Here is a 25,349-nt window from a genome sequence, read left to right on the forward strand (position 1 = left end):
CGTTGGCAGCGCCGACAGGGAGAAACTTCATGCTGAAAAACATGCTGAAGGCGACGGCATTCGCCACAACCATGGCGCTGGCCGCCGGAACATTCTACACGCCGGCCTTTGCCGAGGTCGTCTACAACAGAGGCACTGCTGCCGAATCCGAGTCGGTTGATCCGCATAAGACCTCGACGGTTTATGAAGCCAACGTCTTGCGCGACCTGTTCCAAGGTCTGGTGATGCAGGACGAGAAGGCCAACGTCATCCCCGGCGCCGCCGAGAGCTGGACGGTGTCGGATGACGGTACCGTTTACACCTTCAAGCTCAGGAAGGACGGCCAGTGGTCCGACGGCAGCCCGGTGACGGCCGAAGACTTCGTCTTCGCTTTCCGCCGCCTCGAAGACCCGGCGACGGCCGCCGAATATGCCTCGATGCTCTATCCCGTCAAGAACGCCGAGGAAGTCAACACCAAGAAGGGCAAGCCCGAGGACATGGGCGTCAAGGCCATCGACGCGACCACCCTTGAAGTGACGCTGAAGGCGCCGACGCCATATTTCCTCGAAATGCTGACCCACCAGGCGACCTATCCGGTCAACAAGGCGTCCATGGACAAGCTCGGCGCCGACTGGATCAAGCCGGGCAATCTCGTTTCCAACGGCCCCTATACGCTGGCCGAGTGGGTTCCCAACGATCATATGAAACTGGTCAAGAATCCGAAATTCTGGGATGCCGGAAGCGTCAAGATCGACGTCGTCAACTACATCCCGACAGAGGATCGCTCCTCGGCGATGAAGCGCTTCGAGGCCGGCGAACTCGACAGCTACGACGATCTACCGACCGAGCAGCTCGCCGACCTCAAGGCCAAGTTCGGTGATCAGATCAAGGTGGGGCCGTATCTCGGCACCTATTACTACGCGATCAAGACCGACAAGAAGCCCTGGGACAATGTCGAGCTGCGCAATGCCATCTCGATGGCCATCGACCGCGATTTCATTGCCGAAAAGGTCTGGCAGAATTCAATGCTGCCAGGCTATTCGATGGTCCCTCCGGGCATCGAGGGCTACACGCCGGCGATGGCCAAATATGCCGACATGTCGCAGATCGACCGCGAGGACGCAGCCAAGAAGATACTCGAGAAACTCGGTTACACGCCGGAGCATCCGCTGAAGATGGAGATCCGATACAACACCTCGGAGAACCACAAGAATACCGCGGTCGCCATCCAGGAACAGCTGAAGCCGCTCGGCGTCGACGTCACGCTGCTCAACACCGACACCAAGACCCACTACTCCTTCCTCGAGCAGAGGGGTGACTATGACGTTGCGCGCGCCGCCTGGATTGCCGACTACAAGGATCCCGAAACCTTCCTGGGCATCTCGCGCAAGGCCAGCGGCAACAACTATTCGGTCTATGACAGCCCGCAATATGAGGCGGCCATGGACAAGGCGGCCGCCGCCGGCGGCAAGCCGGAAGAGCGCATGAAGGAACTCGCCGCCGCCGAACGTGTCCTCGTCGACGACGTCGGCCAGATCCCGCTTCTCTACTATAGCTACCACGATATCGTTTCCCCGAAGCTGCACGGCTTCGTCGACAACGTCATGGACGTGCATCCGTCCCGCTTCATCTCCAAGGATTGAAAACCTTGATCGAACCGCCGCCCGTTCAGGACGGCGGTTCGATCTGTCGTCGCATGGGGCCCGAAAGTCGAAATCGATTTTCGCAGGCCATGGTGCGAAGATGAGAGGTGCCAGAGCGCTGCGGGCGTCCGGTTGGATGCCCGTCACCCTGGCCGAAGCAGGGCACCGCCGATGCTACGCTACATTTTCAGGCGGCTTCTGACCGCCATTCCAACGCTATTCGTCATCGTGACCTTGGCGTTCTTCCTGATGCGCGTCGCACCGGGCGGCCCGTTCAACCAGGAGCGGGGCCTGAGCCCCGAGATCAGGGCCAATCTTGAAGCCCAGTTCGGGCTCGCCGACCCGCTCTGGCTGCAATATGTCCACTATCTCGGCAATCTCCTGCGCGGCAATTTTGGCCCGAGCTACAATATGCCGGACTTTACCGTCACCGAGCTTTTCGCGAAGGGCTTGCCTATTTCCATTCAGCTCGGCGCCTCCGCGCTGATCTTGGCGCTGCTGCTCGGCAGCGTGCTCGGTACCATTGCGGCGCTCAACCAGAACAAACTTGGCGACTACACGGTGATTGCGCTGGCAACCGCGGGCAGCACCATCCCGACCTTCGTCATCGCGCCGATTATCCAGCTCGTGTTCGGATTGACCTGGAAGCTGTTGCCGATCGGCGGCTGGGGCGATGGCGCGCTTATCAACAAGATCGGTCCCGTGCTGACGCTTGCCCTGCCGCAGATCGCCATCGTCGCCCGCCTGATGCGCGGCTCGATGATCGAATCGCTGCGCTCGCATCACATCCGCACGGCGCGCGCGCTCGGCCTGTCCGACTGGTCGGTGGTGGTCAAGCACGCGCTGCGCGGCGCCGTCCTGCCGATCGTCTCCTTCACCGGTCCGGCTGCCGCCGCCCTGCTCACCGGCTCGATCATCGTCGAGACGATCTTCTCCATTCCCGGCGTCGGGCGCTACTTCGTCGATGCCGCGCTCAACCGCGACTACACGCTGGTGATGGGGACGGTGGTGGTCATCGCCATCTTCACCATCGTCTTCAACCTGATCGTCGACGTCATGTATGCCGTCGTCGATCCGAGGGTGCGCTATGACTGATATCGCGATCGCCGCACCGGTCGTCGGCCGTTCGCTGTGGGGCGATGCCTGGGCGCGCCTCAAGGCCAACCGCGCTGCCATGTTCAGCCTCTACTATCTGATCCTGATCGCCGTGATCAGCGTGTTCGGGCCCTGGTTCGTGCCGCACCAATACACCACCATCTATGGTGATTATGTGCGTACGCCGCCGAGCCTGTCGGCCTATCCGAAGGCGGACATGATCGAGACCGCGCTTAATGAGGCGATCAAGCGCATGCGTGTCGACATCAAGGACTGGCGCCAGGACGGCAATCGCGTCTTCGTCACCGTCACCTCCAGCAAGGCGATCGACGACCGCAACATCCGCTATCTCGACCGGTCCGACGCCTTCGACGACACCAGGATCGAAAGCAAGTCGCCTGACGGCCTCGAAGCGACGATGAGCGCCTCGGTCAAGCAGCAATATTTTCTTTTCGGCACCGACAACACCGGCCGCGATCTGTTGTCGCGGACGCTGATGGCCGGGCGCGTTTCGCTGGCCATCGGTCTGCTCGCCGGCGTCGTGGCCGTGGCCATCGGCGTGCTCTATGGCGCCACTGCCGGTTTTGCCGGAGGCAGGGTCGACGAGGTGATGATGCGCATCGTCGACGTGCTTTATTCGCTGCCCTTCATCTTCTTCGTCATCATGCTGGTGGTGTTCTTCGGCCGCAACTTCGTGCTGATGTTCCTGGCGGTCGGCGCCGTGCTGTGGCTCGACATGGCCCGCATCGTGCGCGGCCAGGCGCTGTCCATCCGCCGCCAGGAATATGTCCAGGCGGCCGAGGCCATGGGCGTCGGCCAGCGCGGCATCCTTTTGCGCCACGTCATTCCCAACCTGCTCGGGCCGGTGGTGATCTACATGACGCTGCTGGTGCCGCAGGTCATTATCCTGGAGAGTTTTCTGTCGTTCCTCGGGCTCGGTATCCAGGAGCCGATGACCAGCTGGGGCGTGCTGATCTCGGTCGGCGCCAAGAACATCGGCACCGCCAACTGGCTGCTCCTGTTCCCTGCCTTCTTCCTGGTCTCCACCTTGTTCGCCCTGAACTTCGTCGGCGACGGCCTGCGCGATGCGCTCGACCCCAAGGACCGCTAAGATGGACGCAGCAGAGACCATTCTCAGCGTAAAAGATCTTCGCGTGCGCTTCCGCACCCTCGACGGCGCGGTCGAGGCGGTGAAAGGCATCAACATCCACGTCAAGGCGGGCGAAACCGTCGCCGTGGTCGGCGAATCCGGCTCAGGCAAAAGCCAGACGATGATGGCGGCGATGAGCCTGCTGGCCTCCAATGGAGAAGCCACCGGCAGCGTCGATTATCGCGGCCGCAATCTTCTGACGCTAAGCAAATCCGAGCTGAACAAGGTCCGCGGCCGCAAGATCAGCATGATCTTCCAGGAGCCGATGACCTCGCTCGATCCGCTCTATTCGATCGGCAACCAGCTGATCGAACCGATCCGCCGGCACCGGGGCTTGAATGCGGCGCAAGCGCGCGAGGAGGCGCTCAACCTGCTCAGGCTGGTGCATATTCCCGATCCCGAACGGCGCATGAAATCCTATCCGCACGAAATGTCGGGTGGCCAGCGCCAGCGCGTCATGATCGCCATGGCGTTGGCAAACGATCCCGACATCCTGATTGCCGACGAACCGACGACTGCGCTCGACGTCACCATCCAGGCGCAGATCCTCATGCTTCTGGCCGAGCTGCAGCGCAAGCTCGGCATGGCGATCGTCTTCATCACACACGATCTCGGCATCGTGCGGCGCTTTGCCGACCGGGTCTATGTCATGCGCTCCGGTGAGGTGGTGGAGGAGGGGGACGCGCAAGCCATCTTCGCCAGTCCTCAGCATGCCTACACCAAGATGCTTCTGGCGGCCGAGCCGACCGGAACCAAGGCGCCGCCGCCGGCCAATGCGCCGGTCCTGCTCGAAGGCAGAAACGTCGAGGTCACCTTCCGTATCGGCGGCGGCTTTCTGGCCGGCGAACCGCTGATGCTGCGCGCCGTCGACCACATCTCGATCAGGCTGAGGCGCAATCAGACGATCGGCATCGTCGGCGAATCAGGCTCTGGAAAATCTACGCTTGGCCGCGCTTTGCTGCGGCTGTTGCCGAGCGACGGCGTCATCCGCTTCGGCGACCGCGATATCTCGACCGCCGACCGCCAGGCCATGCGACCGCTGCGGCGTCAGTTGCAGCTGGTCTTCCAGGATCCGTTCGGTTCGCTGTCGCCGCGCATGACCATCGGCCAGGTCATCACCGAAGGGCTGCTGGTGCATGAACCGAACCTCTCGGGCAAGCAGCGCGACCAGCGCGCCGTCGAGGCGCTGCGCGAAGTTGGCCTCGATCCCAACTCGCGCAATCGCTATCCGCACGAATTCTCAGGCGGCCAGCGCCAGCGCATCGCAATCGCTCGCGCCATGATCCTCAAGCCCAAGCTGGTGGTGCTGGACGAGCCGACCTCCGCCCTCGACCGCTCGGTGCAAAAGCAGATCGTGGAGTTGCTGCGCAAGCTGCAGGCCGACCATGAGCTGTCTTACCTCTTTATCAGCCACGACCTCGCCGTGGTGCGCGCCATGGCCGACTACATCATCGTCATGAAGCAGGGCAAGATCGTCGAGGAAGGGCCGACGGAAGACATTTTCAGCAATCCGCAGGCCGGCTACACGCAGACGCTGATGAGCGCCGCAATCGATGTCACGCGGTTTCGTTTGAGTGCGTGAGGCGAGCCCGGCAGCGGCGCCTCAGCTCAATTCGCCAGCCCTGGGCATTTGCGCGCCCTGGCGGCGGCCATGGCCGCTTGCTGCTGCTTCAGCCGATCGATCCTGGTCGTTTCGCGATTGGCGACGGCGGCCTTGACGCTTGAGCCGCCCAGCAGCCATCTCGGAACACTGGTGCTGGCGACCTTGCCCCGCGTGATGGCTGTCTGCGAGATGTCTTTGGCGGCTTCCCCTATGGCGCTGTTCAGTTCGGCGCATGTCATCTTGTCGTAATTCGCCGGGTCGATCGATCCGCTGGTCGACGCGCAGCCTCCGACAAGGGCGAGAAGGAGCACGGGGATGAACGGCCTGCTGGGGGTCGAATGCAATTTCATGTCCACGACCTTACTCCAGCGTAAGCGACCATGGCCACCCTCCGATATGTCCGCATGCGTGCGTACGCCGAAACGAACCGGGGTCATTCACATTCACGACGGACACGAGTTCGACCTCGGCGGAACCCTTGAAAGAGAGCCTGCGAGCCCCATCTGCGTTGACAAATATTCCTGGTTGGTTGATGGCTGAGGCGATATCCTATATCAGCGGACAGAACGAGCTTGTCATTGCGCGGCTATTGCCTACATCGATCGTTTGTCGAAAATTTTGGATTCTTTTTGGCTGAAATGGAATAGTCATTCCATGAAAAGTTGGATCAAGAATTCAAAAGAGCCGGCAAAGGCGCTGCCGAAGGCTGGCAACGTACAATCAATACTCATAAATCAGACGAAGTTTATCGGGGATGTTGTTCTAACTTCGGTTCTGGTCAGGCATCTGCGGGCAGAGTTTCCGAACGCGACGATCACCATGCTATGCCAGGCGGCGCTGGCGAAATTCGTTCTGGAGCAAGGCATCGCCGACAGCGTGGTTTCGCTCGATCGCGGCAAAATGCGCGGCTCCCCTTTCGAGCGCATGTCCGGAATGACCAGGCTCCTGCACGATCTGAGGAAGTCGGATTATGATCTTATCATCGATCTGTCCGACTCCAAGACATCACGGCTTGTGATGCGCTTCGTCAAGGCGCCTTTTCGCGTAGGCTATGTTCCATCGGAGCAGCCCCTGAAATTCTGGGAGCGCCAAAGCGCCAACATCTTTGCCGCCACATACGGCCATGGCGGCGAGCATTATCTGCATCGGTACCTGTCGCCGCTGTTTGCCCTTGGCATTCCTGTGACCGATCCTATTCCGTCCCTCAAGCCAACCGAATCCGGTTCGCGTCAGGCAAAGCAGCTGCTTGCCCGACACGAATTGGAAACGAAGTCGTTTGTCGCCGTCCATGCCGGCGCCAGTTTCCCAGGCCGTTGCTGGCAGCCTGACCGTTTCGCATCGGTCCTGGGAGAGATTTACCGTCGAAAGGGTCTCCGGGCGGTCATCGTTGGCGGCCCGGACGAGGCAGGTATCGCAGGCAAGGTGTTGGATGCGGCAACATCGCCGATCGTGAATCTCGTTGGCCAGGCACCCCTGACCACCCTTTTGCCCCTGCTGGGCGAGGCCCTGATCTTCCTGGGCAACGAAAGCGGACCCATGCACCTGGCCGCGGCCATGAAAACGCCCGTCGTTGGCCTGTTCGGTCTGACCCAACCTGACATCTGGGGGCCTCTTGGCGTTCCCAACCGTACGCTGCAGCCTCCGATGCCATGCAAGTGCATAGCGCCGGGCCTCTGCAAGGTGGGCAATGCAGGGGGCGTTTATTGCGTTCAACGGCTTGACGCCGCCGACGTCACCAAAGCGGCAATCGAACTCATAGAACGCGTCAGCTAAACCAATTCCAGGAAAACTGCGCAGCGGTTTTTCCGTCCGGAATTGCGTAAAGCGATGAATTGGAGCCGGAATTGCGTAAAGCGATGAATTGGAGCAGGCGACGATCAAACATCGAGCCGCTGCAGCGGGAACAACAAACACGCGTATCGCTTTGTTTTTCTGGTCGGAGTGGCAGGATTTGAACCTGCGACCCCCTCGTCCCGAACGAGGTGCGCTACCAGGCTGCGCTACACTCCGTGACCAGACGCGGGCTTATAGCCGCCGCATCTGGTTCCTGCAAGCGTCAATGGCAGCACTTCTGTCGCATTTCGCCAGCTTTCTTCGCGAGCCTGTTTCAGCGCCTCGAATAAACGCCGCTTAAAGGCTTCCGTGGTAGGGCACTCCTCGGCAAACGTTTGCGCGATTTGTGTTTCCAGCCGCCCGGAGATTTCCAGTCTTGACCCTCAGGATCGTTGGCGAAGCACGGCCCAACAGTTTCGGATTGCCGGAGCTTGTCGTGGTGGTGGAGAGCCCGGTATCGTCGCAGCGGCGCCGGCAGACGTTCGACGCGGTGCTGCGCCGTAGTCCGGAAGTCGGCGCCTACAACCAGATCTTTTGACAAGGGCATCATGAGCCAGCGCATCGTCAGTTTCGTCATGAGCGGCGGCGTCGGCTCGCGGCTCTGGCCGCTGTCGCGCGAGGACAATCCCAAGCAGTTCCACGACCTTTCGGGCGACGGCTCGATGCTGGCAAAGACCTTGCGCCGGCTGGCGTCACGGCCCAGCGGCGATACGCCCATCTTCATGATCGCTTCCGAACGCCATGCCGAGCGCGTCCATGCCGATCTCGCCGGCATAAACCTTGCCGGCGGTGGGCCGCTGTTCGAACCTACCGGCCGCAACACCGCCGCGGCGGTGGCGCTGGCAAGCCTGCGCACGCTCGCCGAATTCGGTGACGAACTGGTGCTGGTGGTGCCCTCCGATCACGAGATTTCGACCGCGCGGCAATTCTGGCAGAGCGTCGAGGCGGGCACCGCCGCTGCCAGCGCCGGGCGGCTGGTGGTGTTCGGCCTCAAGCCGACACAGCCGGAGACCGGCTATGGCTACATCGAAGTCGCCGCCGAAAGAGCAGGCGTGTTCGATGTCTCGCGCTTCGTCGAAAAGCCGGACCTTGCCACCGCCCAGGCCTATCTCGAAGCCGGCAATTTCCACTGGAACACCGGCATCTTCCTGTTTCGCGCCGGCGCCATGCGCGATGCTTTCGCAGCTTTCGAGCCGAAGATCTGGCAGGCGACCGAAGCTGCCTACAAGGCTGCGACATCGGACCTTTCCGGCTTCTACATGCCGCTGGACCTCTACGGCGCCATTCCTTCGGTCTCGATCGACTATGCCATCATGGAGCGGGCAAAGGACATCGCCATGGTGCCGGCCAGCTTTCGCTGGAACGATCTCGGCTCCTGGCAGTCGCTGCTCGATGTCGGGCCTGCCGATAGCCAAGGCAATGTCATCGCCGGCGACGTCGTCGCCATCGATTGCGAGAATTCCTACATTCGCAGCGATGGCCGGCTGCTGTCGGCCATCGGCATGAGAGATGTCGCCATCGTCTCGACATCGGACGCGACCTTCGTCGCCCCGGTCAGCCACAGCCAGCACGTCAAGAAGATCGTCGGGCAGCTCGAAAAATCCGGCCGGCTGGAAACCCGTTTCACGCCTGCCCGCGACCGGGTCATCGAAAGCGGCGCCTGGCGCCGTCGCGTCCACCACTGGCTGTTTCAGGAGACGCTTCCGCTGTGGTCGACATCAGGCGTCGACGAACGCTATGGCGGATTCCACGAGGCGCTTGGCTTCGACGCCACGCCGCTGATGAAGCCCAAGCGCATGCGCACGCAGGCCCGCCAGGTCTACGCCTTTGCGGTCGCCAAGCAACGCGGCTGGGACGGCCCGGCCGACCGGCTCATCGCCCACGGCATCGACTTCATGGCCGGAAGCGGCCGAACGGCAAGAGGCGGCTGGGTGCGTACCCTCGACATCGATGGTTCGGTCGCCGACCCGGTCGAGGACGCCTACGATCATTCCTGCGTGCTCTTGGCCCTGGCGCATGCCCACATGTCGGGCCATCCGGATGCGCTGCGGCTCGGCGAAGAGACCTTCGCCTTCCTCGATGCCCATCTCGAGGATAGCCGCACGACCGGCTTTCTCGAAACCTCGGACGGGCGGGGCGAGCGGCGCTCCAATCCGCACATGCATCTTCTGGAAGCCTTCCTTGCCTGGCACCAAACAACAGGCGAGCGCGCTTATCTGCGCCGCGCGGCGGGCATCATCGACCTGTTCCGCAGCCATTTCTTCGATCCCGAAAGCTGGACGCTGGGTGAATATTTCGACGCCGGCTGGAGGCCCGTGGCGGGCGAGAAGGGCACCTGGACCGAGCCCGGCCATCATTTCGAATGGGCCGCGCTGCTTGTCGATTTCGCCGCTCTTAGCGGTCAGGCCGAACTGAGTGGCTTCGCCAGGAAACTCTATGCCTCGGCCATCGCCAATGGCCTCAACCGCGCCACAGGCCTTGCCTATGGCGCCGTCTCCCGGCAGGGTCTGCCGCTGGACCTGGTCTCGCGTAGTTGGCCACAGGCCGAAGCGGTCAAGGCGGCGATTGCGTTGGACGGTTCTGGCGGACCCGATCTCAAGCCGGAGATCGAGGAACGCGTAGGCCGGCTGTTCCGCTGGCACATCGACCCGGCGCCGCTGGGTCTGTGGATCGACCGCGTCGACGAGCGCGGCCGCTCGCGGGCATCAGATGTGCCGGCCAGCATTTTTTATCATCTCGTGTGCGCGCTGACGCACTATCTGGATGGGACTGCCGAGAAGGGCGGCTGAGAAAGAGGCGCTGTCCCGACGACATTTTGCTCAATACGGGCTGACCACATCCCCGGTCTCGACATAAACCGCCTTCATCTGCGAATAGAGCGCCAGCGCGGCCAGTGAATTTTCTCGCCCAATGCCGGATTGCTTGACACCGCCGAAGGGGATTTCGACCGGGGTCAGGTTGTAGGCGTTGATCCAGCACGTGCCGGCCTGCAGCTCGGCGATGACGCGGTGGGCGCGCGACAGGTCGCGCGTGAACACGCCGGCCGCGAGACCGAACTCAGTGTCGTTGGCGCGCTCGACCACCTCGTCCTCGCCGTCGAATTTCAGCACGCTCATGACAGGCCCAAAGATTTCTTCGCGCGCGATGCGCATGCTGTCGCTCACCCCGGTGAACACCGTCGGCTCGACGAAGAAGCCGCCTTCAAAACCTTGCAGCGAAGGCACGTTGCCACCGCAGGCGAGCGTGGCGCCTTCTTGCTTGCCCGCCGCGATGTAGGAGACGACCTTCTCCTGCTGTGCCTTGCTGACCAGCGGCCCCATCTGGGTTTCGGCATCGAGTGGGTCGCCGATGCGGATCTTCTTGGTTCGCTCGACGAGCCGGTCGACGAAGCGGTCATGGATGCCCTTCTGGACGAAGACGCGTGTGCCGTTGGAGCAGATCTGCCCCGTCGAATAGAAATTGCCGAGCATGGCGCCGCCGACGGCATTCTCGAGATCGGCGTCGTCGAAGACGATCAGCGGCGACTTGCCGCCGAGTTCCATCGTCGCGTGCTTCATCTTCGAGCCGGCGAGCGACAGCACCTTACGGCCGGTCGGCACCGAGCCGGTCACCGACACCTTGGCCACGACATCGTGGCTGACCAGGCTGGCGCCGACATCGCCATAGCCTTGCACGACGTTGAACAGCCCGTCGGGCAGGCCTGCCTCGCTGTAGATCTCGGCCAGGGCCAATGCCGACAATGGCGTGTTTTCCGATGGTTTGAACACCATGGCGTTGCCCATGGCGAGCGCGGGCGCGGATTTCCAGCCGGCGATCTGGATTGGATAGTTCCAGGCGCCTATGCCGACGCAAACGCCGAGCGCCTCGCGCCGCGTGTAGGCGAAGGCCCCGCCCAAATCGACAGCCTCGCCATTGTAAGCTGCAACCGCGCCGCCGAAATATTCCAGGCAATCCGCGGCCGATGGCGCATCCGCCACCAGCGTTTCCTGAATCGCCTTACCGGTGTCGAGCGTCTCGAGGCGGGCAAGATCGGCGTTGCGGGCGCGCAAGATGTCGGCGGCGCGGCGCAGGATGCGGCCGCGCTCCACCGGCTTCAGCCGCGCCCAAGCCGGTTGCGCGGCACGCGCAGCCTCGATGGCGAGTTCCAGCACGTTCGGCGTCGCCGAGCGCAGCAGGGCGATGGTCTCGCCGGTTGCCGGATAGATGACCGGCAGTGGCGCGCCTTGCTCGTCGTCTATGTAGCGTCCGTTGACATAGTGCGATGCCGTTGGCTGGGCGCGCATGGGCTTCTCCAAATCGTCTTAGCGGCATGCCGATCGTGCGGTTGCACGATCATGCTCTATCTGTCGGACGCCTGCCAGCGGGGATTGATCCATGGTTCCTGGTTGGAAGGCGCCAGCGGCGTGCGGCCGAGAATGTGGTCGGAAGCCTTCTCGCCAGTCATGATCGACGGCGCGTTGAGGTTGCCGTTGGTGACGCGCGGGAAGATAGAGGAATCGGCTACCCGCAGGCCCTCGACGCCGATCACGCGGCATTCCGGATCGACGACGCTCGTGACCTCGTCGGCGCGGCCCATCCGGCAGGTGCCGCAGGGATGATAGGCGCTTTCGGCGTGATCCCTGATGAAGATGTCGAGGTCGTCGTCCGATTGCACGTGGCTGCCGGGCGAAATTTCCTGGCCGCGGAAGCCGTCGAAGGCCTTCTGGCCGAAAATCTCGCGCGTCAGCCTGATGCAGTGGCGGAACTCGCTCCAGTCGTTTGGATGCGACATGTAGTTGAAGTGGATCACCGGTTTCGAATTCGGGTCCGGCGAGCGCAGTGTCACCGAGCCGCGCGATTTCGAGCGCATTGGCCCGACATGCGCCTGAAAACCATGCGACTTCGCCGCCGCCTTGCCGTCATAGCGCACCGCCGCCGGGATGAAGTGGTACTGGATATCAGGATAGTCGACCCCGGCGCGCGAGCGCACGAAGGCCGCCGCCTCGAAATGATTGGTGGCGCCAAGGCCGGTCTTGAAGAACAGCCACTGCGCCCCGATCATCGCCTTGGAAAACGGGTTGAGCACCGAATTCAGCGTGATCGGCTTTGTCGATTCCTGCTGGATATAAAGTTCCAGATGGTCCTGCAGGTTGCGGCCGACGCCGGGTCTATCGGCCACCACCGCGATGCCGTTTTCCCTGAGATGTTCCGCAGGCCCGATGCCCGACAGCATCAGGATTTTCGGCGAATTGATCGACGATGCCGCGACGATCACCTCACGTCGCGCCTTAACGACTTGAATCTGTTTGCGAGCTTCGATTTCGACCCCGATGGCGCGTTGATTCTCGATGATCACCCGTCGCGCAAAGCCCTTGACCAGGCTTACGTTTTTGCGCCTGAGCGCCGGCCTCAGATAGGCTGATGCCGCCGACCAGCGGCGGCCGCCGAAAATGGTCTGCTCCATCGGGCCGAACCCCTCTTGCCTGGAGCCGTTATAGTCGTCGGTCAGTTCGAAGCCGGCCTGGCGGCCCGCTTCGACGAAGGCGCCATAGAGCGGATTTTTCCGCGTGCCGCGTCGCACGTGCAGCGGCCCGCCATGGCCCCGCCAGCCGTCCTCGCCGCCATCCGCATCTTCCATGCGCTTGAAATAGGGAAGCACGTCTGCAAAACCCCAGCCGGCGGCTCCCTGTTCGGCCCAGTGGTCGAAGTCGCGGGCGTGGCCGCGCACATAGACCATGCCGTTGATCGAGGACGAGCCTCCGATCACCTTGCCGCGCGGCGTCGCCAGCACGCGGCCGCCGAGATGCGGCTCGGGCTCGCTGGCAAAACCCCAGTCGTAGAGGCTCATATTGAGCGGGATCGACAGCGCCGATGGCATCTGGATCAGCGGCCCGATATCGGAGCCGCCGAATTCGATAACGATGACCGAGTGCTTGCCATCCTCCGACAGGCGATAGGCCATGGCCGAGCCGGCGGAGCCGGAGCCGATGATGACGAAATCCGCTTCAAGCATTGTTCATATGCGCCCATCGTTCATATGCGTGATGAAATCGGCGAGCGAGACATTGCCGCCGGTAGCCACCACAAGGACGGTCTTGCCGGCCACATCCACCTTGCCGCCGAGCAGTGCCGCCAGCGAGGCAGCTCCGGACGGCTCAAGCACCAGCTTCATCCGCTCGAAGGCGATTTTCATTGCCCGCCGCACCAAGGCGTCGTCGACAGTGATGCCGCGAACGCCGGCGGTTCTGACCGCCGCGAACGGCGCGTCGCCGGGCCGCCGTGACATCAGCCCGTCACAGATCGAATTCGGGGCGAGCGGCATGGTCTCGATGCTGCCATGCGCCAGCGAGGCGCCCATGCCGTTGAAACCTTCGGGCTCGACGCCGATGATTTCCGTGGCCGGCGACAGGTAGTGGAAAGCGAGCGAAACGCCGCCGATCAGGCCGCCGCCGCCGACCGAGCAGAACAGCACGTCCGCCTTCGCGCCCTTGGCAGAAAGCTGCTCCAGCGCCTCCAGCCCGGCACCTGCCTGGCCGGCGACGATTTCCGGATCGTCGAAGGGATGCAGCAATGTCAGCCCTTCGGTCTCGGCGATCTCGCGCGCCTTGGCGGCGGCGACTTCCTCACGCGCGCGCTCGCCGTGATCGGTAAGCACCACGCGCGCGCCGTAGCCTGCTGTGGCGTCGCGCTTGGCGGCCGGCGCGTCGATCGGCATGACGATGGTGACGGGAATGCCGAGCGCCTGGCCCGCAGCCGCCAGTCCTTGCGCAAAATTGCCGGAAGAATAAGCGACGACGCCCTTCTTGGCTTCGTCGGGCGACAGCCGCTTCAGCCGCCAATAGGCGCCCCGAACCTTGAACGATCCCGCCCATTGCAGCGATTCCGCCTTGACGAAGACGCGAGCGGCGCCGGTTTCCCTGGCGAGCGCCGCCGATTCCAGCAGCGGCGTGATCTGCGTCGCCTTGGCGGTGACCGCATAGGCTTGCTTCAGGTGGTCGAGTGAGGGGACAAGCGTAGTCATCATTCGCCTCGAGGATACCGCTTGCTCTCCTCGAGAGTGTCGAGGTTCATGTGGTTGCGCATGTAGCGCTCGGACGCTTTCTGCAGCGGCTGGAAATCCCAGGGGTAGTAGGCGCCGTTGCGCAGCGCCCGATAGACGACCCAGCGGCGCGCCTGGCTTTCGCGCACCGCAGCGTCGAAAGCGGCCATGTCCCAGCGCGCCCGCACCTTGTCCATGAACGCCGCGACCAGCGGTTCGTTGGCCGGATCGGCCGCGAGGTTTTCCCGCTCGAGCGGATCGGATTGGAGATCGAACAGTTGCGGCGCATCGAGCTCGCAATGGACGAACTTGTATCGGCCCTCGCGGATAGCCACCAGAGGAGCGTATGAACCCTCAGCCGCATATTCCATCAGCACAGGCGCGCTGCGCCGCTCACCGTCGATCAGAGGCAGCAGCGATTGGCCATCGGTCCATGGCGAGACGGCATCGATGTCGATGCCAGCGAGTTCGCAAAGCGTCGGCGTCACGTCGAGATTGGAAACCGGCGCTTCGATCAGCCCGGCCGCAACGCCCCTGCCGGCAATCATCAGCGGCACCCGCGCCGAGCCCTCGAAGAAGCTCATCTTGAACCACAGGCCGCGCTCGCCGAGCATGTCGCCATGGTCGGAGCAGAACAGGATGGTGGTGTCGTCAAGCATGCGCGTCCGCTTGAGGACGTCCAGGAGCTCGCCGAGCTTGTCGTCGACATAGGAAATATTGGCGAAATAGCCACGCCGCGAACGGCGCACCTGCTCAGGGGTGATCTGGAACGACGGATAATCGCTGGCGACATACAGCCGCTGCGAATGCGTATCCTGTTCGTCATACGCAATGAAATTGGTTTCCGGGTCGAGCGCCTGGCAATTTTCGTAGAGATCCCAGTACTGCTTGCGCGCGACATAGGGGTCGTGCGGATGTGACAGCGAAACGGTCAGGCACCAGGGCCGGCGCTCCTCATCATCCTGCTCCCGCGAAAGCTGGTAGAGCTTCTGCGTGGCGAGGAACACGACCTCGTCGTCATATTCCATCTGGTTGGTGGTTTCCGCGATGCCGGCCCCGGTCACCGAACCCAGATTGTGATACCACCAGTCGATGCGCTCGCCGGGCTTACGATAATCCGGCGTCCAACCGAAATCGGCGGGGTAGATGTCCGTGGTCAGCCGTTCCTCGAAGCCGTGCAACTGGTCCGGCCCGACGAAGTGCATCTTGCCCGACAGGCAAGTATGGTAGCCGGCGGCGCGCAGATGATGAGCGAAGGTCGGGATCGACGAGGCGAACTCGGCGGCATTGTCATAGACTCCGGTGCGCGACGGCAACTGGCCGCTCATGAACGAGGCACGGCCCGGCGCACAGAGCGGCGAGCCGGTGTAATTGTTGCGGAAGCGCGCCGAGCGGGCGGCCAATGCCTTCAGATGCGGCGCGTGCAGGAAGTCAGCCGGCCCGTCCGGAAAGAAAGTTCCGTTGAGCTGATCGACCATGACGATCAGGAAGTTAGGGTGCTTGCGTGTCACTGCGTCTACGTCCGCTGAGTTTCGTTTCGAGATAGTCTTCGACCAATGCGATCGCGGTCGCGGCATCGGGCACGCCGTCCTTGAGCGCGCGCCTGATATAGAGCCCGTCGATCATCGCCGCCGTCGCTTCGGCGACGCGGTCGGCCTCCGCTCGGGACAGGATGCCGGCCAGCCCGCTCATCAGGTTCGAATGCAGCCGCCGCGCATAAATCCTGAGCAGCCGGCGCAGCGCAGCCGATTTCTGCGCCTCGACATAGAAGGCGAGCCAGGCGGCGATCGTTTCGGCTCGGAACTGGATGTCGGAGAAATTGACGGCCACGACCGCCGAGACGCGCTCGCGTGGGGAACCGGCGGATTGAAGCGCGCGCCGCATGTCCGTGGTCAGTTCGGCCAGGATATGCCGCATCGTCGCGAACAGCAGCTCATCCTTGGCGCCGAAATAGTGATGGGCTAGCGCCGACGACACGCCGGCGCGCCCGGCGATCTCCGACATCGTCACGTCAAGCGAGCCGCGCTCGCCGATCGCCGAGATTGTCGCGTCGATGAGCGCTTTACGGCGCAGTGGCTCCATTCCGACTTTCGGCATGCTGTTCTCATTGTTTCGGCGAAGATTATTTTTTATTGACGGATCAATCAATAAAAATTCAGCCCAAACAACAACCGATTGTCGGCTCTGGCTCATTCTGCGGACTGGAAAACGGTTCACTATTGAACAATATTGAGTGCTCAGGCCGTGATATGACGTGTTAGGATCCGCGGCAAATGGAGGTTGCCATGACCGCATGCATCGTCGGCTGGGCGCATTCGCGCTTCGGCAAGCTTGAAGGCGAAACGCTGGAGAGCCTGATCGTCAAAGTGGCAACCGAGGCGCTCGACCATGCCGGCATTGGCCCGGACGACGTCGACGAGATTGTGCTCGGACATTTCAACGCCGGCTTTTCCGCACAGGATTTCACCGCCAGCCTTGTCCTCCAGGCCGACGACCGGCTGCGCTTCAAGCCGGCGACGCGCGTCGAGAACGCCTGCGCCACCGGTTCGGCCGCTGTCCGGCAAGGCATCCGCGCCATCGATGCCAATGCCGCCCGCATCGTGCTGGTGGTCGGCGCCGAGCAGATGACGACGACGCCTGGCCCCGAGATCGGCAGGAACCTGCTGAAAGCCTCCTATTTGCCCGAGGATGGCGACACGCCGGCCGGCTTTGCCGGCGTCTTCGGCAAGATCGCACAAGCCTATTTCCAGCGCTACGGCGATCAGTCGGATGCGCTTGCCCTGATCGCCGCCAAGAATCACAAGAACGGCGTCGACAATCCCTATGCGCAGATGCGCAAGGATTTCGGCTACGAATTCTGCCGCCAGGAGAGCGAGAAGAACCCCTTCGTCGCTGGCCCGCTGAAGCGCACCGACTGCTCGCTGGTCTCCGACGGTGCCGCCGCTCTCGTCCTAACCGATACAGCGACGGCACTGAAGATGCGCCGCGCCGTCACCTTCCGCGCCAATGAGCACGTGCAGGATTTCCTGCCGATGTCGAAGCGCGACATCCTGACTTTCGAAGGCTGCGAGCAGGCCTGGAGCCGGGCGCTCAGGAATGCCGGCGTGACGCTTGATGATCTCTCCTTCGTCGAGACGCATGACTGCTTCACCATCGCCGAATTGATCGAATATGAAGCCATGGGCCTGGCGAAGCCTGGGGAGGGCGCGAGGCTGGCGCTGGACGGCACGACCGCAAAGGACGGGCGGCTGCCGGTCAACCCGTCCGGCGGCCTGAAGGCGAAGGGTCATCCGATCGGCGCCACCGGCGTGTCGATGCATGTGCTGAGCGCCATGCAGCTCGTCGGTGAGGCCGGCGGCATCCAGGTGCCCAACGCCAAGCTTGGCGGCATCTTCAACATGGGCGGCGCGGCGGTCGCCAACTACGTTTCCATTCTCGATCGGATTCGGTAAAAGCGACCCGCATCCGCGGGGGCAACATGACAAATCCGGTTCTGATCGAAGTTCTGCGTGGCGCCATCGTCGAGAGCGCGCACCGAGGCGCGGTCGCGGTTTTCGACGCCGATGGCAAGCCGGTTCTCGAGATCGGCGACACATCGAGGCCGGTGTTTCCGCGCTCCGCGGTCAAGGCGATCCAGGCGCTGCCGCTGGTCGAAAGCGGTGCTGCCGATGCCTACGGCTTCGGTAACCGCGAACTGGCGCTGGCCTGCGCCTCTCATTCGGGCGAACCGGCCCACGTCGAACTGGCGCGGTCGATGCTCGCGAGGGCCGGGCTGGACGGGTCGGCGCTTGAATGCGGCGCGCATTGGCCGTCGAGCCATGACGCGACGATCGCACTCGCCCGCGCCGGCGGTTCCCCGAACGCCCTGCACAACAATTGCTCCGGCAAGCATTCCGGCTTTCTTTGCACCTGCGTCCATTCAGGCATCGAGCCTCACGGCTATGTCAGGGCGGATCACGCCTTGCAGGAGATGGTGCGCGATGCCATGCAGGCGGTGACGGGAGCTCGCCACGGCGCCGACGAGCGCGCGACCGACGGCTGTTCGATCCCGACCTACGCGGTGCCGCTCAGGAGTTTTGCGCTTGGCTTTGCCCGCATGGTGACCGGCAGGGGCTTCGCGCCCGAGCGCGCCAGGGCGGCAAAGCGATTGTTGTCGGCTTGCATGGCCGAGCCGTTCTTCGTCGCCGGCACAGGCCGCGCCGATCTCGCGCTGATGCAGGCGGCGCCTGGCCGAATATTTGCGAAGGGCGGCGCCGAAGGGGTCCATTGCGCGGCGCTTCCCGAGCTTGGCCTCGGCATCGCACTCAAATGCGATGATGGTGCCGGCCGGGCCGCCGAATCCATGGTGGCCGCAATCATCGCCCGACTGCTGCGCGCGGACGAGGTTTTGGCGGCGAAGCTGCTCGAAATGGCGAATGCACCCATCGAAAGCCGGATAGGCGCCAAGGTCGGTGCGCTCAGGCCGACGGCGGCACTGGCCTGAGCCGGACGCTCTCAACTGACATGATTGCGCTCGACGGTCAGATGCGGAAAGCCGGTGTCGGCTGACGCGGCGAGATCGCCCGTGGCCGGGTCGGCCCAGCGCTGCCCGACAATGGCGCCATTGCGTGCGCCGTCGATGACATTGTCGGAGATGATGGCGGTTCCGGCACCGTCGACCACGCTGACGACGATGCCGGTGCCCGCTTTGCGGATGATGTTGCCGGTGGCCACGACGTTGCGCAGATACGGTCCCCAGCCGATCGACATGCCGTAGAGCGGCGCATTCTCGATGACGTTGTTGGACACGGTGGTGTCGGCCTCGACGCCGATGCCGACGCCGAATCCCGGCGGGTCGGCGGGGTAGGGGCCTGATGTCGACAGGTTGCGCACGATGTTGCCCGAGCAAACACCCATGCGTCCGCCTTCGTTGAAATTGACGATCGAGATGCCGTTGGCGGCACCATCGACGATGTTGTTGCTGATAACGGCGCCCTCGAACGAGAATTCGGAATAGACCGCCGTTTCGCCGGAACGCATGCAAGTGTTGCCCGATACTTGCAGATTGCTGGCGCTGTTGGCGCGGATGGCGGAGAATGCGCAGTCCGAAACAATATTGCCGGAGACGATCACGTTGGCGGCGCGGAAGGCATTGATGCCATTGCCGTTCTGGCCAGTGCCGCCGCCGCGCGCCGCGATGCGTTCGACCCGGTTGCCGGTGACGATGGTGCCGTCCTCCGCCGCTTGCCAGCGGTGCACGAGGATGCCGCCATTGGCGCAGTCGGAGACGGTGTTGCCTGTGATCGCCAGCCCTGCGGCCTCGACCGAATAGATGCCGGCGTCCGCCGCTCCGGATATTTCCGTGCGCTCGACCCGGCCCGCCGCGTGCTCGAGCGCCAGCCCGTTCTTGCCGCTGCCGGTTATCTGGCAATTATCGACGATGAGATGCGCCACGCGGCGCAGATCGAGCAGTCCTTGCGCGTAGTCGCCCATCGAGCGGTTTGAGCCGTCGAGGACCAGGCCGCTGAGCTCGATGTGATCGGCTTGTTCGGCCATGAACAGGTGGCCGTCGCCACCATAGACGATGCGCGTTGCGCCAGGCACGCCGGTAAGGCGCACCCGGCCGGGCAGCGTCAGGTTGGACACGACATAGGTGCCGGGCTGCAGGAAAACCGGCATGTCGCGATCGCTGGCCTCGCGCAGCAGCTTGGCGAAAGCCTTGCTCTGATCGTCAAAGGTGCCGGGTTGCACGCCAAGCTCGGTGGCGTTGATCGATCCGCGCATCGAGGCTTTCTCGACGCCGGGCAAGCTCGCGGCGGCTGCCTTGCCCAGCGAAAGCCCGAACACGGCAAAACCGGCTGTCCGGACAAGCAGCTTGCGTCTGTTCAACATCGGCACAGGTCCTGGCTTTTGCCCGTCTAGTGGCAGGATTCGTGCCAGTCAGGCACCTGCGTCCCCGGCGAGGGCAATGACTTGTGAAGTCGTGAGGGCGGGCATAAGTTCAAGGAATGAGCAGAGCCTTTACCCGCGAGGAAGACAGCGAAAACGCCATCGCAGGCGTCGGCGAACGGCCGATCAGTCAACACCGCAACCTGGTGACGGAGCGTGGCCTGGCAATGATCGACGAGAATCTGGCCGATCTGCGCGACATATTGGCCAAAGCCGAGCGGCGGGGAGACCGCGAGCGCATCGCACTGGTATCTCGCGACCTGCGCTATTGGACCGCGCGGCGCGAAAGTGCCGAGCTTTCGGTGCCCGAGCCCGGGAGCGACGTCATCCGCTTCGGCATGGGCGCCACGCTCGAAGCCGACGACGGCAAAAAGGTGCACTGGAAGATCGTCGGCGAGGACGAGGCTGACCCATCGAAAGGCAGCATTTCCCATGTATCGCCAATGGCGATTGCTTTGTTTGGCAAGAAGGTCGGCGATGTCGCCACCGTCAATGGCAAGGAATGGGAAATCGTCAAGCTGAGCGCGGGCGGCTGAACCCCAACATCAGTCCTCGGTCTTCACGATGTGGTCGCGAAAAAATGCGGCGGCACCCGCTTCATCGATCTCGCCGGCGGCGACAGCCATCACGAATTCATAAAGCGTGCCGTTGTCCGCCGTCAGGACGTGACCGTTGACGATCAGGAAGGCGCCGGCGGCGACAATAGCCGTGCGTTTGTTGCCGTCGACAAAGGCATGATTTCTGGCAATGCCGAAGACATAGGCTGCTGCAAGATCTGCAATCGACGGAGTGCCGTAATTAGCCTTGTTCTCGGCCCAGGCCAGTGCCGATTCAAGTGCATTTTCATCCCGCAAACCTTGTGCGCCGCCATGCCGGCGCAATTGTTCGGCATGCATCGCCTCCACCGCGCGGCGCGACAGGAACTCCCAGTTCATTCGGCGAGCTTCTGGAGCGCGACCTTGTACTTGTCCATGACCTTGCGAGCAGCTTCCATCTGCCGCTCGAAACTATCGTCGACCGGTTTGAGGACGATGTCCTTGTCCGTTTCGAGAACCTGAAGCTGATCACCGGCTTTGAGATTCAGGCGGTCGAGTAGCTCCTTGGGCAGGATCACACCTTCGGAATTGCCGATCTTGCGAATGGTGGTGTTCATGCTGGATCAGCCCTGTTGCAACGCCGATTATAACTCGATCGCTGTGTTGTTGCAACAGAAATTATAACTTACGAATGGGAGGAAGGCTCGGACACACTCGTTGCCGATAACTCAGGACGCCAGCAGCCGGTCGATCAGCCGCTCCGCTGCTTGCGGGATCACGGTACCGGGCGGGAAGATTTCCGCCGCACCCGCTTGCAGCACGGCATCATAGTCCTGCGGAGGGATCACGCCGCCGGCAACGATCAGCATGTCGCTGTGGCCGAGCCTCTTCAGCGCATCCCTGAGTTCGGGGATGAGCGTGAGGTGTCCTGCTGCCAACGATGAGGCACCGACGACATGAACGTCGTGCTCCACCGCCAGCTTCGCGATCTCCTCCGGCGTCTGGAACATGGCGCCGACGGTGACGTCGAAGCCGAGGTCGGCAAAGGCTGTGGCGATCACCTTCTGGCCGCGGTCATGTCCGTCCTGTCCCATTTTGGCGACCAGGATGCGCGGCTTGCCGCCGGTCTTCTTTTCGAACGCGCCGATCTTCTCCTGCAGCCGGTCGACGGCCGGATTGTCGCCGAGCGCCTGGCGGTAGACGCCGGAAATCGTCTGCACCGACGCGATGTGGCGGCCAAAGACCTTTTCCAGCGCCAGCGAAATCTCCCCGACCGTCGCATTGGCGCGCGCGGCGTGGATGGCGAATTCGAGCAGGTTCTCGCCGCTCGCGGCCGCGCGGGAGAGCGCTGCGAGCGCATTCTCGAGCACCGCGACGTCGCGCGTGCCCTTCAGCCGCTGCAGCTTCGATAGCTGCCGGGCTCTTACCTCGGCATTGTCGATCTTCAAGACGTCGACTTCGATATCCGCACCGGGCCGGTGCGCGTTGACGCCGACCAGCACCTGCTCGCCTGAATCGATGCGCGCCTGGGTGCGGGCGGCCGCCTCTTCGATGCGCAGCTTGGGAATGCCCTTCTCGGTGGCCGCGGCCATGCCGCCGAGCGCCTCGACCTCCTCGATATGGGCAAGCGCACGCGCTGCCAGATCATGCGTCAGCCTCTCGAGATAAGCCGAACCGCCCCACGGATCGATGATGCGCGTGGTGCCGGATTCCTTTTGCAGGATCAGCTGCGTGTTGCGGGCGATACGGGCCGAATGATCCGTCGGCAGCGCCATGGCCTCGTCGAAGGAATTGGTGTGCAGCGATTGTGTATGGCCCTGTGTGGCGGCCATCGCCTCGATCATCGTACGGATGATGTTGTTGTAGGGATCCTGCACCGTCAGCGACCAGCCGGAGGTCTGGCAGTGGGTGCGCAAGGACAGCGAACGCTCGTCCTTCGGCGCAAAATTCTTCATCATCAGGCTCGACCACAGAAGCCGCGCCGCCCTGAGCTTGGCGACTTCCATGAAGAAGTTCATGCCAACAGCCCAGAAGAAGGACAGGCGCGGGGCGAAGCGGTCGATGTCGAGCTCGGCCGCGACGCCGGCGCGGGCATATTCGATTCCGTCGGCAATCGTATAGGCGAGCTCCAGGTCCGCCGTCGCGCCGGCCTCCTGCATATGGTAGCCGGAGATCGAGATCGAGTTGAATTTCGGCATGTGCCTGGATGTGTAGGAGAAGATGTCCGACACGATCCGCATCGAGGGCTTCGGCGGATAGATATAGGTGTTGCGGACCATGAACTCCTTCAGAATGTCGTTCTGAATGGTCCCTGCGAGATCCTTCTGCGCAACCCCTTGTTCCTCGGCAGCCACGATGTAGAGCGCCATGATCGGCAGCACCGCGCCGTTCATGGTCATCGACACCGTCATCTCGCCGAGCGGAATGCCGTCGAAGAGCTGGCGCATGTCGAGAATGGAATCGATGGCCACGCCCGCCATTCCGACATCGCCGGCCACCCGCGGATGATCGCTGTCATAGCCGCGGTGCGTGGCGAGATCGAAGGCGACCGACAGACCTTTCTGGCCGGCGGCAAGATTGCGCCTGTAGAAGGCGTTTGACTCTTCCGCCGTCGAGAAACCGGCATATTGCCGGATCGTCCACGGCTGCTGGACATACATGGTCGGATAGGGTCCGCGCACGAAGGGCGGCATGCCCGGATAGGTGTCGAGATGCGGCAGCCCCTTGAGATCGCCCTGATTGTACAGATGTTTGACGGCAAGGCCTTCCGGCGTCATCCGCTGGCCCTTGATCTCGACCGGCGCCCGCCGAGGCGGCGCCCAGCCGACCTGGCTGAAATCCGGAATCAAGAAGCGGCTCCGATCGCTTGATCGATGCGGACCGGAAACAGCGGCTCGCACATGACGATGCCTTCCGTGAACGCAGATCGCCGCTCCGCGGCCAGCGTCTCGACCGCGCGCTCGGTTTTCTGCGGATAGAGCGTGGCGCCGACGATGGCGCGCTCGCGGGATCGGAAGGCGGCAGCACGCTGGGCGGCGGCGGTGCGAACACGTTCCTGTATGCGTCCGTCCTGAAGGCTGGACAGCACGCCGCCCTCGGCCTCGATCGCCTGCAACTCGGACCAGGCCGCTTCGCAGAGGCCAGCGGTGAGCGCTTCGACGCCACCGGAGCCGCAGGCGGGATCGGCGACCTGATCGATGTGGCTTTCATTGGCCATGATCAACTGCGCATTACGGGCCACGCGGCGTGCGAAAGGCGCCGGCAGGCCATGCGCGACGGTGTGCGGCAGGATGGCGATCGAATCGGCTCCGCCCGCCGCCGCGGCGAAGCAGGCGATCGTCGTGCGCAGGATGTTGGTCTCCGGGTCCAATGCCGTCATCATCCGAAACGACGTCTCGGCGTGAATATTGGCCGTCGAAGTCGGGATCGAGCAGGCTTCCTGGACGCGAGCCCACAGCCTGCGCAAGGCCCGGACCTTGGCCATCGACAGGAACTGATCCTGGTCGGCGCTCAGCGCAAACCCGATATGGGGCGCTGCGTAGACGAGCGGTTGCCGCGCTTTCTCGAACATCCTGAGATAGGAGACGGCCGAAGCGAGCATGATGCCAAGCTCCTGCGCCTCCGTGGCGCCGGCATTGTGGAACACCCGCCCATCCGCCTCGAGCAGCACGCCGGGCACGCCCATCGAAAAGAAATGTGCCAGCGATTGCGGCATGGATTCCTGCAGCGCCTCGATCGACATGCGCAACCGGCCGGTTCCGGCCAGGATCGCCGCCGGATCGATCCCGAAGGAGAGGTTGAGCTTTGCCGGATCGGAGCGGCGCTTGCCAAGGAACGCCACCAGCCAGTCGGCCATGGGGCGGCTCCATGGGTGGGCGTCGATCCGGATCTGGACGCGGTTTAACGGGATGCCGTCCAGAACCGTCTCCAGCGCCTGCGCCGTTCTCGGCAGGCCGTAGCCGAAGGCGTTCGGGGCACCTTCGAAGACGAGCGACAATCCCGTCGCGCCCTGCGCGACGTCCTCCAGCGCCTGGGCTTTGGCGCGACCAATGTCGGGATCGTCGATGCGCTGGCTGACGATCCACGGCGATCCGGGGTTGGCGCGCACGATCGGCTCGGCCGCCGCCGCGCGCTCATAAAGCGGTTCCACGCGGATGCCGTCATCGGTGTGCGAGACCAGTTTTTCCTCGAAAGATGCGCCGGCGAGCGCCTTTTCAGCCAGGGCCAGCCATCGCTGCCGGTCGGCATTCGGAACTTCGTTATCCCTGGTCAAGGCTCCGGCGCTCATCCACTGTCCTCGTCACTATGCGGCCGCATCAGCCTGGAGCACTTCAGTCTACGGGTCCCGGTGCGATACCGCAATGCAATGCGCTTCCAAGACTCGAATTCGATCCCTCGAGCGTACACCAGCCTTCGAGCACGAAGCATGAACGATTGCCAAACATGGGCAAAATCCGCAAGCTCCAAAAAAGGCCATTTTCGCTGATCGCCATTGTCGCTGTGCAAGGGCCCCACTATACCTTCGGGCAAGGGGCTGGTTTTATACACAGCAGTTTGCGGAGAC

Annotated in this window: 21 protein-coding genes and 1 tRNA gene; 10 read left to right on the top strand and 12 right to left on the bottom strand. The window is 63.1% G+C overall.

Annotation, left to right across the window (positions count from 1 at the left end; translation table 11 throughout):
• Positions 1-29 precede the first annotated feature (29 nt).
• From FJ979_RS10530 to FJ979_RS10545, 4 genes are all read left to right on the top strand, one after another.
• Complete coding sequence (locus tag FJ979_RS10530) at positions 30-1,622, top strand: peptide ABC transporter substrate-binding protein (protein WP_140520754.1); 1,593 nt, start codon at positions 30-32, stop codon at positions 1,620-1,622.
• Between the two features lie 171 nt (positions 1,623-1,793).
• Entirely contained in the window at positions 1,794-2,717 is a 924-nt protein-coding gene (locus tag FJ979_RS10535; protein ID WP_140494801.1) for an ABC transporter permease subunit, read from the top strand.
• Positions 2,710-3,828 (top strand): ABC transporter permease subunit, encoded by a 1,119-nt coding sequence (locus FJ979_RS10540; protein ID WP_140494797.1) that lies wholly within the window; start codon positions 2,710-2,712, stop codon positions 3,826-3,828. Before FJ979_RS10535 ends, FJ979_RS10540 begins: the two co-directional genes overlap by 8 nt.
• Position 3,829: 1 nt before the next feature.
• A complete protein-coding gene (locus tag FJ979_RS10545) occupies positions 3,830-5,449 on the top strand; it encodes an ABC transporter ATP-binding protein (RefSeq protein WP_140580821.1) in 1,620 nt (539 codons plus the stop codon).
• Between the two features lie 26 nt (positions 5,450-5,475).
• On the opposite strand, the gene FJ979_RS10550 is transcribed toward FJ979_RS10545, so the two are convergent.
• Positions 5,476-5,820: a hypothetical protein gene (locus tag FJ979_RS10550; RefSeq protein WP_140580823.1), complete on the bottom strand. Its 345-nt coding sequence runs from the start codon at positions 5,818-5,820 to the stop codon at positions 5,476-5,478.
• 304 nt (positions 5,821-6,124) lie between these two features.
• Between FJ979_RS10550 and FJ979_RS10555 the strand changes: the two genes are divergently transcribed.
• Entirely contained in the window at positions 6,125-7,243 is a 1,119-nt protein-coding gene (locus FJ979_RS10555; protein WP_140520751.1) for a glycosyltransferase family 9 protein, read from the top strand.
• Between the two features lie 160 nt (positions 7,244-7,403).
• On the opposite strand, the gene FJ979_RS10560 is transcribed toward FJ979_RS10555, so the two are convergent.
• A tRNA-Pro gene (locus tag FJ979_RS10560) sits at positions 7,404-7,480 on the bottom strand.
• A gap of 199 nt (positions 7,481-7,679) precedes the next feature.
• On the opposite strand from FJ979_RS10560, the gene FJ979_RS32485 reads away from it, so the two are divergent.
• Entirely contained in the window at positions 7,680-7,841 is a 162-nt protein-coding gene (locus tag FJ979_RS32485; protein ID WP_181167211.1) for a hypothetical protein, read from the top strand.
• 10 nt (positions 7,842-7,851) lie between these two features.
• The gene (locus FJ979_RS10565) at positions 7,852-10,092 is read left to right on the top strand and encodes an AGE family epimerase/isomerase (RefSeq protein ID WP_140580824.1); all 2,241 of its coding nucleotides are present in this window, start codon (positions 7,852-7,854) and stop codon (positions 10,090-10,092) included.
• Positions 10,093-10,122: 30 nt separating this feature from the next.
• Here FJ979_RS10565 and betB read toward each other — a convergent pair whose 3' ends face one another.
• From betB to betI, 5 genes are read right to left on the bottom strand one after another with little or no spacing between them, the layout of a single operon-like run.
• A complete protein-coding gene (betB, locus tag FJ979_RS10570; RefSeq protein ID WP_140580826.1) occupies positions 10,123-11,586 on the bottom strand; it encodes a betaine-aldehyde dehydrogenase in 1,464 nt (487 codons plus the stop codon).
• Between the two features lie 56 nt (positions 11,587-11,642).
• On the bottom strand, positions 11,643-13,295 hold the full coding sequence (gene betA / locus FJ979_RS10575; protein ID WP_140580827.1) for a choline dehydrogenase: 1,653 nt from the start codon (positions 13,293-13,295) through the stop codon (positions 11,643-11,645).
• 3 nt (positions 13,296-13,298) lie between these two features.
• The gene (locus FJ979_RS10580; protein WP_140520747.1) at positions 13,299-14,306 is read right to left on the bottom strand and encodes a threonine/serine dehydratase; all 1,008 of its coding nucleotides are present in this window, start codon (positions 14,304-14,306) and stop codon (positions 13,299-13,301) included.
• Positions 14,303-15,832, bottom strand: coding sequence for a choline-sulfatase (betC, locus tag FJ979_RS10585; RefSeq protein WP_140580829.1), 1,530 nt, complete (start codon positions 15,830-15,832; stop codon positions 14,303-14,305). The genes FJ979_RS10580 and betC overlap by 4 nt, the downstream gene beginning before the upstream one ends.
• Positions 15,813-16,418, bottom strand: a complete 606-nt coding sequence (betI, locus tag FJ979_RS10590) for a transcriptional regulator BetI (protein ID WP_140580831.1) — start codon at positions 16,416-16,418, stop codon at positions 15,813-15,815. The genes betC and betI overlap by 20 nt, the downstream gene beginning before the upstream one ends.
• Before the next feature lie 188 nt (positions 16,419-16,606).
• Here betI and FJ979_RS10595 point away from each other — a divergent pair, with 188 nt between their 5' ends.
• Both FJ979_RS10595 and FJ979_RS10600 read left to right on the top strand, forming a co-directional pair.
• Positions 16,607-17,773 carry an acetyl-CoA acetyltransferase gene (locus tag FJ979_RS10595; protein ID WP_140580832.1) on the top strand — a complete coding sequence of 389 codons (1,167 nt, stop codon included), beginning with the start codon at positions 16,607-16,609 and terminating at the stop codon, positions 17,771-17,773.
• 26 nt (positions 17,774-17,799) lie between these two features.
• Positions 17,800-18,804 (top strand): asparaginase, encoded by a 1,005-nt coding sequence (locus tag FJ979_RS10600; RefSeq protein WP_140517947.1) that lies wholly within the window; start codon positions 17,800-17,802, stop codon positions 18,802-18,804.
• An 11-nt stretch (positions 18,805-18,815) separates the two neighbouring features.
• Here the strand turns inward: FJ979_RS10600 and FJ979_RS10605 are convergent, their stop codons facing one another.
• Positions 18,816-20,192, bottom strand: a complete 1,377-nt coding sequence (locus FJ979_RS10605; protein WP_140517948.1) for a TIGR03808 family TAT-translocated repetitive protein — start codon at positions 20,190-20,192, stop codon at positions 18,816-18,818.
• 116 nt (positions 20,193-20,308) lie between these two features.
• On the opposite strand from FJ979_RS10605, the gene greA reads away from it, so the two are divergent.
• Positions 20,309-20,785 carry a transcription elongation factor GreA gene (gene greA, locus FJ979_RS10610; protein WP_140494772.1) on the top strand — a complete coding sequence of 159 codons (477 nt, stop codon included), beginning with the start codon at positions 20,309-20,311 and terminating at the stop codon, positions 20,783-20,785.
• A gap of 9 nt (positions 20,786-20,794) precedes the next feature.
• Here greA and FJ979_RS10615 read toward each other — a convergent pair whose 3' ends face one another.
• The 4 genes from FJ979_RS10615 to FJ979_RS10630 form a co-directional block, all read right to left on the bottom strand.
• Complete coding sequence (locus FJ979_RS10615) at positions 20,795-21,184, bottom strand: type II toxin-antitoxin system death-on-curing family toxin (protein ID WP_140580834.1); 390 nt, start codon at positions 21,182-21,184, stop codon at positions 20,795-20,797.
• Entirely contained in the window at positions 21,181-21,402 is a 222-nt protein-coding gene (locus tag FJ979_RS10620) for an AbrB/MazE/SpoVT family DNA-binding domain-containing protein (RefSeq protein ID WP_140494768.1), read from the bottom strand. Before FJ979_RS10620 ends, FJ979_RS10615 begins: the two co-directional genes overlap by 4 nt.
• 111 nt (positions 21,403-21,513) lie before the next feature.
• Positions 21,514-23,634, bottom strand: a complete 2,121-nt coding sequence (gene scpA / locus FJ979_RS10625) for a methylmalonyl-CoA mutase (RefSeq protein ID WP_140580836.1) — start codon at positions 23,632-23,634, stop codon at positions 21,514-21,516.
• Complete coding sequence (locus FJ979_RS10630) at positions 23,631-25,073, bottom strand: methylmalonyl-CoA mutase subunit beta (RefSeq protein WP_140517951.1); 1,443 nt, start codon at positions 25,071-25,073, stop codon at positions 23,631-23,633. The genes scpA and FJ979_RS10630 overlap by 4 nt, the downstream gene beginning before the upstream one ends.
• Between the last annotated feature and the right edge of the window lie 276 nt (positions 25,074-25,349).

Source organism: Mesorhizobium sp. B1-1-6, assembly GCF_006443035.1.
Taxonomy (GTDB): Bacteria; Pseudomonadota; Alphaproteobacteria; order Rhizobiales; family Rhizobiaceae; genus Mesorhizobium.

Coding starts and splice junctions, on each gene's coding strand:
- FJ979_RS10620 (WP_140494768.1), bottom strand. CDS start 21,402: ATGAACACCACCATTCGCAAGATCGGCAATTCCGAAGGTGTGATCCTG.
- FJ979_RS10535 (WP_140494801.1), top strand. CDS start 1,794: ATGCTACGCTACATTTTCAGGCGGCTTCTGACCGCCATTCCAACGCTA.
- FJ979_RS10605 (WP_140517948.1), bottom strand. CDS start 20,192: ATGTTGAACAGACGCAAGCTGCTTGTCCGGACAGCCGGTTTTGCCGTG.
- FJ979_RS10555 (WP_140520751.1), top strand. CDS start 6,125: ATGAAAAGTTGGATCAAGAATTCAAAAGAGCCGGCAAAGGCGCTGCCG.
- FJ979_RS10540 (WP_140494797.1), top strand. CDS start 2,710: ATGACTGATATCGCGATCGCCGCACCGGTCGTCGGCCGTTCGCTGTGG.
- FJ979_RS10530 (WP_140520754.1), top strand. CDS start 30: ATGCTGAAAAACATGCTGAAGGCGACGGCATTCGCCACAACCATGGCG.
- FJ979_RS10565 (WP_140580824.1), top strand. CDS start 7,852: ATGAGCCAGCGCATCGTCAGTTTCGTCATGAGCGGCGGCGTCGGCTCG.
- FJ979_RS10615 (WP_140580834.1), bottom strand. CDS start 21,184: ATGAACTGGGAGTTCCTGTCGCGCCGCGCGGTGGAGGCGATGCATGCC.
- FJ979_RS10550 (WP_140580823.1), bottom strand. CDS start 5,820: ATGAAATTGCATTCGACCCCCAGCAGGCCGTTCATCCCCGTGCTCCTT.
- betI (WP_140580831.1), bottom strand. CDS start 16,418: ATGCCGAAAGTCGGAATGGAGCCACTGCGCCGTAAAGCGCTCATCGAC.
- betA (WP_140580827.1), bottom strand. CDS start 13,295: ATGCTTGAAGCGGATTTCGTCATCATCGGCTCCGGCTCCGCCGGCTCG.
- FJ979_RS10630 (WP_140517951.1), bottom strand. CDS start 25,073: ATGAGCGCCGGAGCCTTGACCAGGGATAACGAAGTTCCGAATGCCGAC.
- FJ979_RS10580 (WP_140520747.1), bottom strand. CDS start 14,306: ATGATGACTACGCTTGTCCCCTCACTCGACCACCTGAAGCAAGCCTAT.
- FJ979_RS10600 (WP_140517947.1), top strand. CDS start 17,800: ATGACAAATCCGGTTCTGATCGAAGTTCTGCGTGGCGCCATCGTCGAG.
- FJ979_RS10545 (WP_140580821.1), top strand. CDS start 3,830: ATGGACGCAGCAGAGACCATTCTCAGCGTAAAAGATCTTCGCGTGCGC.
- FJ979_RS10595 (WP_140580832.1), top strand. CDS start 16,607: ATGACCGCATGCATCGTCGGCTGGGCGCATTCGCGCTTCGGCAAGCTT.
- betB (WP_140580826.1), bottom strand. CDS start 11,586: ATGCGCGCCCAGCCAACGGCATCGCACTATGTCAACGGACGCTACATA.
- greA (WP_140494772.1), top strand. CDS start 20,309: ATGAGCAGAGCCTTTACCCGCGAGGAAGACAGCGAAAACGCCATCGCA.